This window comes from Bacillus sp. PK5-006, assembly GCF_054161415.1.
The window spans coordinates 1,526,344-1,541,756 of record NZ_CP096414.1; the positions used below are offsets into that span (position 1 = coordinate 1,526,344).

The 15,413-nt window shown below is 42.0% G+C and carries 14 protein-coding genes; 11 read left to right on the plus strand and 3 right to left on the minus strand.

The features are described from left to right. Nucleotides 1-157 precede the first annotated feature (157 nt). The 9 genes from M1D84_RS07935 (at nt 158) to M1D84_RS07975 (ending at nt 9,281) form a co-directional block, all read left to right on the plus strand. The gene (locus M1D84_RS07935; protein WP_024422908.1) at nt 158-1,402 is read left to right on the plus strand and encodes a DNA polymerase IV; all 1,245 of its coding nucleotides are present in this window, start codon (nt 158-160) and stop codon (nt 1,400-1,402) included. A 98-nt stretch (nt 1,403-1,500) separates the two neighbouring features. Further along, nucleotides 1,501-2,910 carry an NADP-dependent phosphogluconate dehydrogenase gene (gndA, locus tag M1D84_RS07940; RefSeq protein WP_024428028.1) on the plus strand — a complete coding sequence of 470 codons (1,410 nt, stop codon included), beginning with the start codon at nt 1,501-1,503 and terminating at the stop codon, nt 2,908-2,910. 116 nt (nt 2,911-3,026) lie between these two features. Then, entirely contained in the window at nt 3,027-3,875 is an 849-nt protein-coding gene (locus M1D84_RS07945) for a GRP family sugar transporter (protein WP_025093008.1), read from the plus strand. Nucleotides 3,876-3,887: 12 nt separating this feature from the next. Next, a complete protein-coding gene (locus M1D84_RS07950; protein WP_262090202.1) occupies nt 3,888-4,673 on the plus strand; it encodes an SDR family oxidoreductase in 786 nt (261 codons plus the stop codon). 286 nt (nt 4,674-4,959) lie between these two features. After that, entirely contained in the window at nt 4,960-5,271 is a 312-nt protein-coding gene (locus M1D84_RS07955) for a PTS sugar transporter subunit IIB (RefSeq protein WP_024422905.1), read from the plus strand. A 3-nt stretch (nt 5,272-5,274) separates the two neighbouring features. Next, nucleotides 5,275-5,607 (plus strand): PTS lactose/cellobiose transporter subunit IIA, encoded by a 333-nt coding sequence (locus tag M1D84_RS07960; protein ID WP_024422904.1) that lies wholly within the window; start codon nt 5,275-5,277, stop codon nt 5,605-5,607. Between the two features lie 25 nt (nt 5,608-5,632). After that, on the plus strand, nt 5,633-6,979 hold the full coding sequence (gene celB, locus M1D84_RS07965) for a PTS cellobiose transporter subunit IIC (RefSeq protein WP_034622356.1): 1,347 nt from the start codon (nt 5,633-5,635) through the stop codon (nt 6,977-6,979). Next, nucleotides 6,963-8,369 carry a glycoside hydrolase family 1 protein gene (locus M1D84_RS07970; RefSeq protein ID WP_458106432.1) on the plus strand — a complete coding sequence of 469 codons (1,407 nt, stop codon included), beginning with the start codon at nt 6,963-6,965 and terminating at the stop codon, nt 8,367-8,369. Before celB ends, M1D84_RS07970 begins: the two co-directional genes overlap by 17 nt. A 189-nt stretch (nt 8,370-8,558) precedes the next feature. Beyond that, the gene (locus M1D84_RS07975) at nt 8,559-9,281 is read left to right on the plus strand and encodes a GntR family transcriptional regulator (RefSeq protein WP_024422902.1); all 723 of its coding nucleotides are present in this window, start codon (nt 8,559-8,561) and stop codon (nt 9,279-9,281) included. A gap of 47 nt (nt 9,282-9,328) precedes the next feature. Here the strand turns inward: M1D84_RS07975 and zwf are convergent, their stop codons facing one another. Further along, entirely contained in the window at nt 9,329-10,804 is a 1,476-nt protein-coding gene (gene zwf, locus M1D84_RS07980) for a glucose-6-phosphate dehydrogenase (protein WP_024422901.1), read from the minus strand. A 221-nt stretch (nt 10,805-11,025) separates the two neighbouring features. Here zwf and rnz point away from each other — a divergent pair, with 221 nt between their 5' ends. Then, nucleotides 11,026-11,955 (plus strand): ribonuclease Z, encoded by a 930-nt coding sequence (gene rnz / locus M1D84_RS07985; RefSeq protein ID WP_332284167.1) that lies wholly within the window; start codon nt 11,026-11,028, stop codon nt 11,953-11,955. A 138-nt stretch (nt 11,956-12,093) separates the two neighbouring features. Next, nucleotides 12,094-13,401, plus strand: coding sequence for an aminotransferase class I/II-fold pyridoxal phosphate-dependent enzyme (locus tag M1D84_RS07990; protein WP_044332755.1), 1,308 nt, complete (start codon nt 12,094-12,096; stop codon nt 13,399-13,401). 46 nt (nt 13,402-13,447) lie between these two features. Here M1D84_RS07990 and M1D84_RS07995 read toward each other — a convergent pair whose 3' ends face one another. Beyond that, nucleotides 13,448-14,212, minus strand: a complete 765-nt coding sequence (locus tag M1D84_RS07995) for an alpha/beta fold hydrolase (protein ID WP_024422899.1) — start codon at nt 14,210-14,212, stop codon at nt 13,448-13,450. Between the two features lie 120 nt (nt 14,213-14,332). Beyond that, on the minus strand, nt 14,333-15,349 hold the full coding sequence (namA, locus tag M1D84_RS08000; protein ID WP_080780811.1) for an NADPH dehydrogenase NamA: 1,017 nt from the start codon (nt 15,347-15,349) through the stop codon (nt 14,333-14,335). Between the last annotated feature and the right edge of the window lie 64 nt (nt 15,350-15,413).

Sequence of the window (15,413 nt, forward strand, 5' to 3'; positions counted from 1 at the left end):
GCCCTTTGTTAACAGTCTGGCCTTCTCTTTTTTAGAGAAGGTTTTTTTAAGGAAAGATGAAATAAATCAATGTATAATTGAACATAAAAGAGAGCAATCATGTTTGATATATTAGGAAACAGCTGATCAAAATACAGGTAGACAAGAAAATGGGGTTATGCCAATGTCAAATATTATTTTTCATATAGACATGAATGCTTTTTATGCCAATGTAGAAATGGCGTATGATCCTTCTTTGCGAGGGAAACCTTTAGCCATCAGCGGAAATGCAAAAGAGCGTAAAGGGATTGTTGTGACGTGCAGCTACGAGGCAAGAGCACTAGGCGTGAAGCCCCCGATGCCTTTGTGGGAGGCGAAGCGGCTATGTCCGGGACTCATTGTCCGCACACCGAACTTTGACCGGTACCGCAGCTCCTCACAAGAGATGTTTACAATACTAAGAGAATACAGTGATTTAGTCGAACCTGTATCGATTGATGAGGGCTATATTGATTTAACGCATACGCCATATGCCGAGCATGCGGTAAAAACGGCTCATGATATTCAAACAAGGCTTGTAGAGGAACTGATGCTTCCTTCAAGTATCGGCATTGCACCGAATAAATTTTTAGCGAAAATGGCGTCAAATTGGAAAAAGCCGATGGGCATCACCATATTGCGTAAACGAGATGTTCCGAACATGCTCTGGCCGCTCCCTGCTGGTGATATGCACGGGGTTGGACAAAAAACGGCAGAGAAATTAAAAAAAATCGGAATTCATACCATTGAAGACTTAGCGAAAGCGAATGAGTATACGCTAAAAGAATTGCTTGGCATTAATGGACCGAGATTAAAGCAAAAGGCGAATGGTGAACATGACGGCATCGTAGACCCAGAAAGAATATACGAATTTAAATCCGTCGGCAATTCATCTACTCTGCCTCATGATTCTGATGATTCAGATGAACTTGTCACGTTAATTGATAAGCTGTCACAATCTGTGAGTGCAAGGTTAAGGAGAAAAGAAGTGATGGCGAACCGGCTGCTCATCATGATTCGGTATGCAAGCTGGAAAAATATCACGCGAAGTGTCATGCTCACAAATCCAACGGATCGAAAAGAAGACATATTTGAAGCGGCAAAGCAGTTATTCCTTAAACATTGGAATGACCAGCCAGTGAGGCTCTTAGGTGTGACGGGGACAGACCTTGTCGAACGAAAAGCAGCTGTTAAACAGCTTGATTTATTTTCATATACAGAAGATGCAAAAGAAGAGCCTCTCCAAACCATTTTAGATGGACTGAAGGAAAAATATGGAAAATCATTGGTGCAAAGAGGGATCACCATTAAGGAAAAAGAGAGCAAAACAAGCGGGACAAGTTTTAATAAAGATTTTTTTCAGGACGAAAGAGGAAATGACTAGCCTGAAAACTTGATAAAAGAGGTGATGTTGTGGTAATTTCAAAGGGTACATCATTTCAGCAGTAATCAATATAGTGTGTTAGAAGGGACGTCAGAATTATGTCAAAACAACAAATCGGTGTGGTTGGACTAGCCGTTATGGGGAAAAACCTTGCCCTCAATATTGAAAGCCGCGGTTTCTCCGTATCCGTTTATAACAGATCTAGCAGCAAAACAGAAGAGTTTCTTCAAGAAGCAGAAGGAAAAAACGTTGTTGGCACATACAGCATCGAAGAATTTGTTCAGTCGCTTGAAACACCGCGTAAAATTCTTTTAATGGTAAAAGCTGGTGCAGCAACAGATGCAACCATTCAATCATTACTTCCTCACCTAGAGAAAGGTGACATTTTAATTGATGGTGGAAATACATATTACAAGGATACACAAAGACGTAACCAAGAGCTTGCAGAAAGTGGTATTCACTTCATTGGTACAGGTGTTTCCGGCGGTGAAGAAGGCGCGCTAAAAGGTCCTTCCATCATGCCAGGCGGTCAAAAAGAAGCGCATGAGCTAGTGAAACCAATTTTAGAAGCGATCTCTGCGAAAGTAGATGGCGAGCCTTGTACAACGTATATCGGCCCAGATGGAGCAGGACATTATGTCAAAATGGTTCATAACGGTATCGAGTACGGAGATATGCAATTGATCTCTGAATCATACTTTATCTTGAAGCATGTTGCTGGATTGTCAGCAGGGGAGCTTCATGAAGTATTCTCAGAGTGGAATAAAGGCGAGCTTGACAGCTATTTAATCGAAATTACAGCTGACATTTTCACAAAAGTGGATGAGGAAACAAACCAGCCGCTTGTGGATGTGATCTTAGATAAAGCTGGTCAAAAAGGAACTGGAAAATGGACAAGCAAAAGCTCACTTGATCTAGGTGTCCCGCTTCCAATCATTACTGAGTCTGTTTTTGCGCGCTACATTTCAGCAATGAAAGATGAGCGTGTGGAAGCAAGTCAATTGATCGAAGGTCCAGAGCCAGCGCAATCAGCTGAGAATAAACAAGAGCTGATCGAAGCAGTTAGAAAAGCCCTATTCATGAGTAAAATCTGCTCTTACGCACAAGGCTTTGCGCAAATGAAAGCAGCGTCTGATGAATATAACTGGGATTTGAAATACGGTGAAATTGCGATGATCTTCCGCGGTGGATGTATCATTCGTGCAGCCTTCTTACAACAAATTAAAGAAGCGTATGACCGTAATCCTGAACTGAAAAACCTATTGCTTGATCCATACTTTAAGGATATTGCTCAAAACTATCAATCATCACTTCGTAAAGTCATTTCACTTGCAGTGGAACAAGGAGTTCCTGTTCCTTCATTCTCAAGTGCACTTGCTTACTTTGATAGCTATCGCACAGCTGTCCTTCCAGCGAATTTAATTCAAGCACAGCGTGACTATTTCGGTGCACATACGTATGAGCGTACAGATAAAGAAGGCGTATTCCATACTGAATGGATGAAATAAATAGAGAACGACTGAAAAACCTTACCTTTGGTAAGGTTTTTTTGTTTGCATCTTTTCGGCTAAAAATGTGAAAAAGAGGGATGCTATGTATAAAAGACAAGAAAGTAGGGATAGAAGTGGGCATCTTATATGCACTTCTCCCAGCGATATTTTGGGGAAGTATTGTTCTCATCAGTGTCAAACTAGGCGGGAATGCGTATCAGCAAACCCTTGGCATTACGCTCGGCGCGTTTTTATTTTCGATTGCTGCCTTTTTCATCAAAATGCCAGAGCTGACACCGCTTATTTTTGCAGTTTCCGTCATTTCAGGCATCTTCTGGAGTATTGGACAAATGAATCAGCTTTCAAGTGTTGCTTTTCTCGGTGTGTCTAAAGCGGTTCCTTTATCAACAGGCATGCAGCTTGTGAGCACAACGCTATTTGGCGTCATGGTCTTCAAAGAATGGCAGACGATGACGGTCATACTCATTGGTTCTTGCGCCATTTTACTGATCATTGCAGGTGTTGTGATGACATCGCTCGGCCAAAAAAAGAATGGCGGCGGGAATGGCAGAGGCAATTTTAAAAAAGGGATCATTATTCTGCTCATCTCAACCGTTGGCTACGTCGGATATGTCGTCATTTTAAGATGGTTTGATATTGATGGCTGGTCTGCACTTGTCCCGCAATCCGTCGGCATGCTGCTTTCATCCTTAGCGATTAGTTTAAAGCAGGACCCATTTAGTAAATATACGTTTAGAAATATCATTGCCGGTCTTGTTTGGTCAACAGGAAATCTTGGTCTGCTTTTGGCCATTCCATTAATCGGCGTAGCCGTCAGCTTTTCGATGTCACAAACAGGGATTGTCATCTCAACACTAGGCGGCATTTACTTATTAAAAGAGAAAGCATCTAGAACAAGCTTTGTCATTGCAGGCTGCTTGATGATTATTGCAGGCGGTGTGCTGCTAGGCTTTACAAAATAGGAGGTTACACGAATGTATCCAGATTTAGAAGGAAAAACAGTTCTGATTACAGGTGCAGGTACAGGGATTGGTCAAGCGATGGCCCGCCGATTTGGACAAGAAAAAGCCAATGTGGTGATTAATTACTTCTCTGATAAAGAAAATCCGGATGATACCATTGCAGAAATTCAAAAACATGGCGGACAGGCTGTGAAAATCAAGGGAGACGTATCAAAGGAAGAGGATATGCAGGCGATGATTGATAAAGCCGTTGATACATTCGGCAGTCTTGATGTAATGATCAATAACGCAGGCATTGAAAATGAAGTACCCTCTACAGAAATGACGCTGGATAATTGGAACAAAGTAATGTCTACCAATTTAACAGGCATGTTTCTAGGGTGCCGTGATGCACTGAAGTATATGACGGATCATGGAATAGAAGGCTCGATCATTAATATGTCGTCGGTTCATCAGCAAATTCCTTGGCCTCATTTCGTGCATTATGCAGCTAGTAAAGGAGGCGCAAAGCTTTTGACAGAAACATTGGCGCTTGAATATGCCCCTAAAAAAATCCGTGTAAACAGCATTGCACCAGGCGCTATTGATACCCCGATTAATGCGGAGAAATTCAATGATCCAGCATTGAAAAAAGGCGTGATTGAGCTGATTCCAATCGGCTATATTGGAAAGCCAGAAGAAGTGGCAGCATGCGCTGTCTGGCTGGCATCAAAAGAGGCGAGCTATGTCACAGGCCTGACGTTATATGTAGACGGCGGCATGACAAAGTATCCTGGGTTCCAGGCAGGAAAAGGATAAGACAATGAAGACAAATCAGCGTGTAGACAAACCCTCGCATTCGGTGTCAGGTTTGCGCTCCGGTGCTCGTCCTTCCTAGACTGCAAAGGTTTTCTATCAGGCTGAAAAGAAGACAAAGGGTTAAAATCAAGCATTTTAGCCCTTTGTCAACAATTTGAACGAGCGTAAAATACGCTCTTTTTTTATATTAAATACATACAAATGAAATTAAATGTCTAGACATTTAAAAATAAAAATATATAATATTAATTGGAAGCGCTTTTATTACAACAATGGGGTGAGAGAAATGAAACGTATTTTATTAGCATGCAGTTCGGGAATGTCTACGAGTTTACTAGTGACAAAGATGAAAGCACATGCCGATTCAATTGGGGACGAAGCAGAAATTTGGGCAGTTGGTCAAGATCAAGCAAAAAAAGAAATGGCGAATGCAGATGTTGTGTTAATCGGACCGCAAATGAGCTTTTTAAAAGGAGACCTCCAAAAAGAAGCAACAAAATACGGGATTGAGGTAGAGGTCATTGATATGCAGGCATACGGGCTTGCCGATGGACAAAAAGCGTATGAACAGGCACTTACATTGATGGGGGAATCTTAAAGGATGGAAAAGAAAACACTCGAAGGGCTCACGGAGGAACAAGTGAGCTTTCAATTGATCTTACACAGCGGGAATGCACGCAGCAAATTGCTTCAGGCTCTGAAACAATATCGAGAAGGTCTAGAAGAAGAAGCTTTTAGTCATATGAAAGAAGCGGAAGAAGATTTACGGCTTGCACATGACATCCATTTTCAACTCGTGCAGAAAGAGGCAGGAGGAGAAACAACATCCTTTTCCTTATTGCTCATGCACGCTGAAGATCATTTAATGTCGACCATTACCATCAAGGAGCTTGTGGGAGAGCTTCTGCCGATATTCCAATCGCTTAAACAATAAAGGGTGTAAACAAGGGGGGAAACCAATGTTTGATAAAATAAGTGCCATTTTGGTTCCGATTGCTGGGAGATTGAACAACAACCGATATTTAGGCGTATTACGTGATGCCTTTATGCTTGCGTTCCCGCTCACCATCTTTGGTTCCATTATGGTTGTGCTGATGAATTTGCCATTTTTAGATAAAATCATGAGTAAAACCGTACTGGAGGGCGTCCAGTCTGCACTGAATATCGCACCAAGTGCGACCATCAGCATTATGAGTGTGTTTGTTGTATTTGGGATTGGCTACTATTTATCAAAAAGCTATGATGTAGAAGCTGTCTTTGGCGGCGTGATTGCTTTAGCCTCTTTCTTGCTTCTAACTCCGTTTTTACTAGAACAAGAAGGCGGTGCAACGATTGCAGGCGTTATCCCAGTTGATCGTTTAGGTGCAAAGGGGATGTTCCTAGGAATGATCACAGGCTTTTTGTCTGCTGAAATTTATCGTTATTTTGTCCAAAAGAAATTTGTGATCAATATGCCGCAAGGGGTTCCGCCAGCTGTTTCCAAGTCTTTTGCTGCACTGATCCCGGCTACTTTGACACTTACAACCTTTTTGCTCATTAATATCATCATTACACAAGGCTTCAAAACAAATATGCATGATTTGATTTATCATGCCATTCAGGCGCCGCTTGTCGGTCTTGGAAGCGGTATTATTCCGACGTTGATCGCTGTTTTCTTTATACAAATTCTTTGGTTCTTTGGGCTTCATGGCCAAATTATTATCAACTCTGTCATGGATCCGATTTGGAATACATTGTCCATTCAAAACCTAGAGAGCTACACAAAAACAGGTGAGGTTCCTAATATCATCAGCAAGCAGTTTATTGAAATCTATACGGTTGGAATGGGTGGAACCGGTATGACGCTTGCTGTTGTGTTTACGATTTTAATTTTCCTGAAAAGTAAGCAATTAAAACAAGTAGCCAAGCTTGGCTTAGGACCAGGATTATTTAACGTCAATGAACCGATTATCTTTGGTTTACCGATTGTCATGAATCCGCTTATTCTCATTCCGTGGATTTTGGCGCCAATGGTCATTACATGTATTACTTATTTTGCGATGGCATCAGGGATTGTACCGCCGCCGACAGGCGTGAATATCCCATGGACAGTGCCGATCTTTATTAGCGGAATGATGGCAACAAATTCACTAGCGGGCGGTCTGCTTCAGTTGTTTAACCTGATGATTGTGTTTGTCATTTGGTTCCCGTTCCTGAAATTTATTGACCGTATGAATGTGAAAAATGAAAAAATAACGACAACAGAAAAAACGAAGGCAGCAAACATCAAAGGTGAAGGAGACTCAATACATGTCGATGGAAACTAACAAGCAATCATATACATTTCCAGAAGGTTTCTGGTGGGGATCATCTGCTTCTGCGACGCAAACAGAAGGGAGCGTCCCCGGCGATGGAAAGGGACCGAACATTTGGGATCATTTGTTTGAACAAGAGCCGACTCGTTTTTTTGATGGCGTAGGACCGGACGTGACATCTCAATTTTATCGAAAATATAAAGAGGATATCCGTCTCATGAAAGAAATTGGCCACAATTCATTTCGGCTGTCGATTTCATGGTCACGCCTTTTACCAGAAGGAACAGGTGCTGTGAATGAAGAAGCGGTGTCTTTTTATAATGATGTGATCAATGAACTGATTGCACATGATATCGAGCCATTTGTGAACCTGTACCATTTCGATATGCCAATGGCACTGCAGGAGAAAGGCGGCTGGGTGAACAGACAGGTGGTCGATGATTATGTGAGCTATGCAACATTATGCTTCCAATTATTTGGCGACCGGGTGAAAAAATGGTTTACCCATAACGAACCGATTGTTCCTGTAGAAGGCGGATATATGTATAGCTTTCATTATCCAAACGAAGTCGATTTCCAAAAGGCTGTACAGGTCGGTTTTCATGAACTTTTATCAAATGCGAAGGCGATTGCGGCTTATAAAAAGCTGCAGCAAGGCGGTAAGATTGGCATCATCCTAAACCTGACTCCTTCGTACCCGCGAAGCCAGCATCCGCGCGATGTAGAAGCAGCAGAGATGGCCGATGCTTTCTTTAACCGTTCCTTCTTAGATCCTGCGGTGAAGGGGCATTTCCCGGAAAAGCTAGTAGAAGTCTTAAAGAAAGAAGGCTTTATGCCAAGTATGGAAGAAGGGGACCTTGAGCTCATTCGAGAGAATACGATTGATCTTCTAGGCATCAACTATTATCAGCCAAGAAGAGTGAAAGCGAAAGAGCATATGCCGCATCCTCAAGCACCATTTATGCCGAACCATTATTTTGATTCTTTTGAGATGCCGGGAAGAAAAATGAATGTGTACCGAGGCTGGGAAATCTATGAAAAGGGCATTTACGACATATTGAAAAAAGTCCAAACAGACTATGATAATATTGAATGCTTTATTTCTGAAAATGGAATGGGCGTCGAAGGAGAAGAGCGGTTTAAGGATGAAGAAGGAATGATTCATGACGATTACCGCATTGACTTTATTTCTGAGCATCTCAAATGGGTGCATCAAGCCATTCAAGAAGGAAGCAATGTGAAAGGCTATCATCTATGGACCTTTATGGACAACTGGTCCTGGTCGAATGCATATAAAAATCGTTATGGATTTGTCTCAGTTGATCTTCAAAAAGACGGGAAACGAACGATTAAGAAAAGCGGATACTGGTTTCAATCCGTTTCAAAGAATAACGGTTTTTAATCAAAATACTTGCTCTTTCCTTGAAAAGAGCAAGTATTTTTCTTATGTGACGGTAAGTGGATGAAACAAAAATGGCTGGCACCTTTTAAGCTCACATCCCTTAGTGTAAAATGAGAGGAAGGCTAAAAAACGCCATATTTCCTTCTAGAATAAAGCGCTATGAAAAAACAAGTCAGTTGGTGGTGTGAGATGAAGAAGTACGAACTCATTTCAGAAGAAATCAGAAAACGAATAGGAACAGCCTATTATCCAGAAGATCAACCCATTCCAGATGAAAACTCGCTTGCCGCCGAATTTCAATGCAGCAGAATGACAATGAAACGTGCGCTTGATCTTCTCGTTGCAGAAGGTCTGCTCTTTAGAAAAAGAGGCCATGGTACATTTATTGTAAAGGCAGCGCTCAATCAAGGGGCAATCAATGTATCGGGCCATGAAAATAAAGGGTTCACAAAAGTCATGGCGGATAAAAACGTCACGACTCAAATCATTCATTTTGATGTCCATTTTCCAAGCGAAGAGGTGGCAGCCCATCTATCTATTGACTCAACCACACCTGTTTATGATATCATCCGGCTCCGTCTTGTGGATGAAGAGCCTTACGTATTAGAAAAAACGTTTATGCCTGTCAATCTCATTAAGGGCATAGATGAAGAAGTTCTACTGGGTTCTATCTATGGCTACATTTCAAATCAGCTTCATTTAAAAATAGCAGGTGCGCACAAGAAAATTAGAGCGGCTAAATCAGATCAGCTGGATCAGCAGTATTTAGGGTGTGACCCAACAGATCCTGTGCTTGAAGTCGAGCAGGTTGCTTATTTAAACGCAGGGCAGCCGTTTGAATATTCATTTAGCCATCATCGCTATGATAAATTTGACTTTTCAACGGTTGAAATCACGAAAACAGGACGTTAAAAAAAGAGCAGAACCCCCAAGGGAGACTGCTCTTTTTTCATATGATTTTATATATTCCACCAATGGTATCCATCTTTTTCTAGAAGCTCATCAGCTTCTTTCGGCCCCATAGAACCAGCAGGATAGTTTGGTTTTAATGTTTTGCTTTCTGCCCATTTCTCAGAAATCGGATCAACGAAGTTCCAAGAAAGTGCCACCTCGTCCCAGTGAGCAAAGTTAGTTGCATCGCCTAGCAAGCAGTCATGAATCAGCTTTTCATATGCTTCTGGTGTATTCATGATGTCGTTATAGTTTGTTTGGTAGTCAAGCTTAATCGGTTTCGCATACGTGCCGCCATCCAGCTTGCGGGCATTCAGGTGAAGGGTGATGCCTTCATCTGGCTGAATGTGAATGACAAGTAAGTTTGGATGCATGGCATTTCCGTTTCCATAGTACAGGTTCATTGGAATGTCTTTAAATTGAACTACGATTTGAGTAGATTTCTTTTCTAACCGTTTTCCTGTCCGAATGTAAAATGGCACCCCGGCCCATCTAAAGTTATCAATCAGCAGTTTCCCTGCCACAAACGTTTCTGTGTTTGAGTTCGGGTCAACATTTTGCTCTTTCAGATAAGAAGGAACCTCGCTGCCATCAATCGTACCAGTATCATACTGTCCGCGGACAAAGAATTGATCGACCTCATCTTTAGAAAAAGGACGAAGAGCGCGCAATACTTTCCGTTTTTCGCTGCGGATTTCCTCTGTATTGAGTTTAATTGGCGGCTCCATTGCTAAAAGGGCAACCATTTGAAGCATATGGTTTTGGACCATATCTCTTAGTGCACCAGAATTTTCATAATATCGAGCCCGGTCTTCAACCCCTAAGGATTCACTGGATGTAATTTGAATGTTTGAGATATAGCGGTTTGTCCAAAGCGGTTCAAAGATAGCATTCGCAAAGCGGATGACCTCAATGTTTTGAACCATTTGTTTACCAAGGTAGTGGTCAATACGATAAATTTGATCTTCTGTGAATGCATCACGAATTTCTTCATTTAATGTTTTGGCACTTGGCAGATCATGCCCAAATGGCTTTTCAATGACAAGTCGTGACCAGCCGGTTGTTTCTGATACGCCCTCACTCTTTAGGAACTTCGCAATCGTTCCGAAGAATTCCGGTGCCATAGCTAAATAGAACATGCGGTTATTTGGAATACTGTACGTATCTTCAAGACCTGTTAGAAGCGTGTTAAGCGCTTGATAGGAAGCAGGGCTTGATACGTCAAAATCATGATAATAGAAATGTGAAATAAATTCCTCTGTTTTCGCTTCTGCATCATCAGAAGAAACAGATTCCTTTACCACAGCTCTGAGGTCCTCATGAGACCATGGGCGGCGTCCAACTCCGACAACAGCGAATTGATCACCTAGCTTACCGCTATGATAAAGTCTATGTATAGAAGGGTAGAGCTTGCGTTTGGCAAGGTCTCCTGTTGCGCCAAAAATGACAATGACTGCTTTAGGGTTGTTAGTTTCTGTATTCACGAGAAGTACCTCACTTTATTCGTAGCATTGTTGTAAAAACCGAGAATGTATGTACATTTTCTTTATTTTAAAGCTTCATTGTTCGTAAAGCAAACATTTGATTCGACTTTTTCTGCTCTCGTTTCACTTTTTTCAAAAATTCCGCTGAATTCACATTTACCTTGTCTTCATGTATTCTATATGAATGAAGATATTGTATATCGGCTTTAGGAGGAAAAGTAATGGAACTGCTCTTTTTAGGAACAGGTGCAGGCATTCCTGCAAAAACAAGAAACGTCACTTGCACAGCGCTAAAGCTTTTAGAAGAAAGAAATGCAGTGTGGCTTTTTGATTGCGGAGAAGCAACGCAGCACCAAATCTTACATACAACGATTAAACCGAGAAAGATCGAGAAAATATTTATCACACATATGCACGGTGATCATGTATATGGCCTACCAGGACTCCTTGGCAGCAGATCCTTTCAAGGCGGGGAGGATGAATTGACGATCTATGGACCAAAGGGCATTAAGGCCTTTGTGAACGCAGCACTTTCAGCTACTCAAACGCATTTGACATATCCGCTGCATATCATAGAAATAGATGAAGGGGTCGTGTTTGAAGACGATACCTTTCAAGTAGAAGCAAGAAGAGTCTCTCACGGAATTCCAGCTTACGGCTACCGGGTTGTGGAAAAAGATATGCCTGGTTCATTAAAAGCCGAAGACCTAAAAGAAATCGGTGTAAAACCTGGACCTTTGTATCAGAAGTTGAAAAATGGGGAAACCGTGACACTCGAAGATGGAAGAACCATTGATGGAACCGATTATTTGGAACCCCCTAAAAAAGGGAGAATCGTTGCATTTTCAGGAGATACCCGTTTGTGCGAGAATATAACAAGGCTTGCCAAAAATGCGGATGTGTTAGTCCATGAAGCAACATTCGGTAAAGAAGATGCAGATTTAGCCTACAATTATTATCACAGTACAACAGAACAAGCAGCGAAAACAGCACAGGAAGCAGGCGCAAAAAGGCTCATTTTGACCCATATAAGTGCACGGTACCAAGGAGAAGAGGCACTGAAACAACTGTTGAAAGAAGCCCGCGATATATTCCCGCTGACAGAAGCTGCACATGATTTCTTTTCTTTCCCCATTGAACGCACCCTGTAAAAATTGGATGAATCGTCAAAAAAAGTTGTGTGATTTTTTTGATATTTATGATGACGCTCTTTTTCAGGTAGTGGTAAAATGGTGAAGAAAAACAAATGACGAATTAAACTATGAAGAATACGGGAGGCACAATCAAAGATGAGCGGTTTTACAGCATTAAGTGAAGCAGAATTGAATGACCTATATGTGGCACTACAAAATGAGTATGAAACTTACAAAAGTAAAAACTTGCACTTAGACATGTCTAGAGGGAAGCCTTCACCAAAACAGCTCGATTTGTCTATGGGTATGCTCGATGTTGTGACATCAAAGGATGCAATGACAGCTGAAGATGGCACAGATGTGCGAAACTATGGCGGCTTGACAGGCCTTCCTGAAACGAAGAAATTTTTTGCAGATGTACTCAATTTAAAGCCAGAACAAATCATCATCGGCGGTAATTCAAGCCTGAATATGATGCATGATACCATTGCACGTGCGATGACTCACGGCGTATGTGACAGCAAAACACCTTGGGGAGAGCTGCCAAAGGTAAAATTCCTTGCACCAAGCCCAGGGTATGATCGTCATTTTGCCATTTGTGAGCTATTTAACATAGAGATGATCACGGTCGATATGAAGGCTGATGGACCTGATATGGATCAGGTAGAAAAATTGGTCGCAGAAGATGAAGCGATTAAAGGCATTTGGTGTGTACCTAAATATAGCAATCCAGACGGTATTACGTATTCAGATGAAGTCGTTGACCGCCTAGCTTCAATGAAAACAAAAGCAGACGACTTCCGCATTTTTTGGGATGATGCATATGCAGTCCACCATCTAACGGATACACCTGATACGTTAAAAGATATTTTTCAAGCAATTGAAAAGGCAGGATACCCGAACCGTGTGTTTATGTTTGCGTCTACGTCTAAAATTACATTCCCAGGCTCAGGTGTTGCACTGATGGCGTCTAGCCCTGACAATGTAAGCTTCACTCAAAAGCAATTATCGATTCAAACGATCGGACCAGACAAAATTAATCAACTAAGACATCTTCGTTTCTTCCAAAATCCAGAAGGTTTGAAGGAACATATGAAAAAGCATGCAGCGATCATTAAGCCAAAATTTGATCTCGTTCTTTCCATTCTTGACGAAAAACTTGGAGGGAAAGACATTGCTGAATGGCACAAGCCAAATGGTGGATATTTCATTAGTTTAAATACACTTGATCATTGTGCAAAAGCTGTTGTACAAAAAGCAAAAGAAGCAGGTGTCACAATGACAGGTGCAGGTGCAACATACCCATATGGAAAAGATCCGCTTGATCGTAACATTCGCATTGCACCAACATTCCCGGCTCTTGAAGAACTAGAGCAAGCGATTGACATCTTTACATTATGTGTTCAGCTTGTCAGCATTGAAAAGCTGCTTTCTAAAAAAAGTCAATCTGCTCCAACGGTATAAATAAAAGAAACTCCTCGACTCATAACGGGTCAAGGAGTTTTTTATTTTAATTAGCCGTTTGATAATAGGAGACAGGTTGCTTGGCTGCGCACCATACATCATAGATAGCAAGCTGTACAATATGCGGTTCATCATGATGAATATAGTGCGAGCTGTTTTGCGCCTGAATCCATCCGCTTTGGGATGACAAAGACAGCATACGTTTATGAAGTCTGAGCCAAGCTTCATGAGCTGGATGAAACAATCGGCTCTTACCTGATGAAATGACAAGAAGCGGCATCATTCCATAATGGGTTTGCTCCTCTTTGATCGTGCTTAGCATTTGCTGAAAGTCCTCATGCGTACATTCTGCTGTAAACTGCGCCATATATGAAGTGCGTTCTTCCTTTGATAAAAGCGGCAGGATCACCTGCTCTTGCTCCTCACTTGCCGGGTCTAACAGCACCATACCAATGACATCATCTCCTCTGCGGCTTGCCCATAACCGGCTGACAAGAGAGCCAAATGAGTGAGCGACAATAAGAAATGGCGGCTGAATATTGGCTTCTTTCAGCAGTGCATCTAAATCATCAGCGAGGTCATGCAAGGTTCTTCCTTCACCGCTCTCACTGCTCTTTCCATTTCCTAAACGGTCGTATAAGAAAACCCCAAGCTCTGGGTCAATATCACGTGCCATATTCGACCACGTATCACTAGAAATGCCATAGCCTGCTTCAAAGATAATCGTGGCTTGCCTTTTGCCTTGACGATGTTTTGTATAAAAGTGGTGTCCATCTATATGATACATTTTTTCAATCATTGCCGAATTCATTCTTCCATCTCCTCTAAGTGGTTCTTTAGCTAAAAGACGGCACAAAAGGCAGATATGTTTCTCTTAAAAACAAAAAAGATGCCTATTTCGAAAAATAGACACCTTTTTTCCTAAGAGCTTTTACCAAGCGCGATCATATTGACGCGGGCTTTCGATGGATGTACGGAGCTCTTGAGCAGCTGTTTTCGGGAAGTATGGATCCCGTAAAAATTCTCTGCCAATAAAGATCAAATCCGCACGATGATTTTGTAAAATCTCCTCTGCCTGTATACCAGATGTAATCAGACCGACAGCTGCTGTTTGAATGCCGGCTCCTTCTTTTATTTTCTCTGCGAATGTTACTTGGTAACCGGGGAATGTGTTGATTTTCGCCTGCACGACAGCACCTGAGCTGACATCAATTAAGTCGACACCTTGCTCTTTGAGCCAAGTGGCAATCCCAATATAATCTGCAATATCAAGTCCTTTTGTCGTGTAATCAGAAGCCGACACACGGACAAATAAAGGTCCGTCCCATACGGCGTTGACTGCGTCTACGACTTCTCTTAAGAAACGATAACGGTTCTCTGGTGAACCGCCATAGTCGTCTGTTCGGTGGTTCGCCAGCGGTGAAAGAAATTCATTGATCAAATAGCCATGTGCACCATGAATTTCAATGATGTCAAAACCCGCTTTTTTTGCCCGTACAGCTGCATCCTGAAACGCCTGAATGGTATCTTTGATTTGATCAACAGACATCTCGACAGGGGTTTTAGATGTTTCATCAAATGGGATGCTTGATGGTGCAAGAATGTCTCCATCAAGTTCAGCTTTACGTCCTGCATGGGCTAGCTGGATGGCTGTCTTCGTTCCGTATGCTTTGATTTGTTCGTTTAATGAAGCGAATCCTTCAATGTGCTCATCGCTCCAAATACCGAGGTCTTGATCACTAATTCTTCCCTCAGGAGATACAGCACTTGCTTCCACCATGATGAGACCAGCCTGACCTTGTGCACGGGAAATATAATGTGTGAAGTGGAAAGGCTGTAATTTCCCATCACGGTCATAGGATGAATACATACACATCGGGGACATCACGATGCGGTTTTTCAGTGTAACACCTTTTAATGTCCAAGGTGAAAAGAGTTTTGTTTCCAAATACCTTCGCCTCCTCATGGAATTGTATAGCCGATTATAACAGCCATTCAAACTTTCGTCATAA

Excerpts from the sequence above, each read along its gene's own strand:
- M1D84_RS07995 (WP_024422899.1), bottom strand. The coding sequence starts at position 14,212 with ATGAATTCGGCAATGATTGAAAAAATGTATCATATAGATGGACACCAC.
- gndA (WP_024428028.1), top strand. The coding sequence starts at position 1,501 with ATGTCAAAACAACAAATCGGTGTGGTTGGACTAGCCGTTATGGGGAAA.
- M1D84_RS07970 (WP_458106432.1), top strand. The coding sequence starts at position 6,963 with ATGTCGATGGAAACTAACAAGCAATCATATACATTTCCAGAAGGTTTC.
- M1D84_RS07935 (WP_024422908.1), top strand. The coding sequence starts at position 158 with ATGCCAATGTCAAATATTATTTTTCATATAGACATGAATGCTTTTTAT.
- M1D84_RS07950 (WP_262090202.1), top strand. The coding sequence starts at position 3,888 with ATGTATCCAGATTTAGAAGGAAAAACAGTTCTGATTACAGGTGCAGGT.
- M1D84_RS07960 (WP_024422904.1), top strand. The coding sequence starts at position 5,275 with ATGGAAAAGAAAACACTCGAAGGGCTCACGGAGGAACAAGTGAGCTTT.
- M1D84_RS07955 (WP_024422905.1), top strand. The coding sequence starts at position 4,960 with ATGAAACGTATTTTATTAGCATGCAGTTCGGGAATGTCTACGAGTTTA.
- M1D84_RS07990 (WP_044332755.1), top strand. The coding sequence starts at position 12,094 with ATGAGCGGTTTTACAGCATTAAGTGAAGCAGAATTGAATGACCTATAT.
- M1D84_RS07975 (WP_024422902.1), top strand. The coding sequence starts at position 8,559 with ATGAAGAAGTACGAACTCATTTCAGAAGAAATCAGAAAACGAATAGGA.
- rnz (WP_332284167.1), top strand. The coding sequence starts at position 11,026 with ATGGAACTGCTCTTTTTAGGAACAGGTGCAGGCATTCCTGCAAAAACA.
- celB (WP_034622356.1), top strand. The coding sequence starts at position 5,633 with ATGTTTGATAAAATAAGTGCCATTTTGGTTCCGATTGCTGGGAGATTG.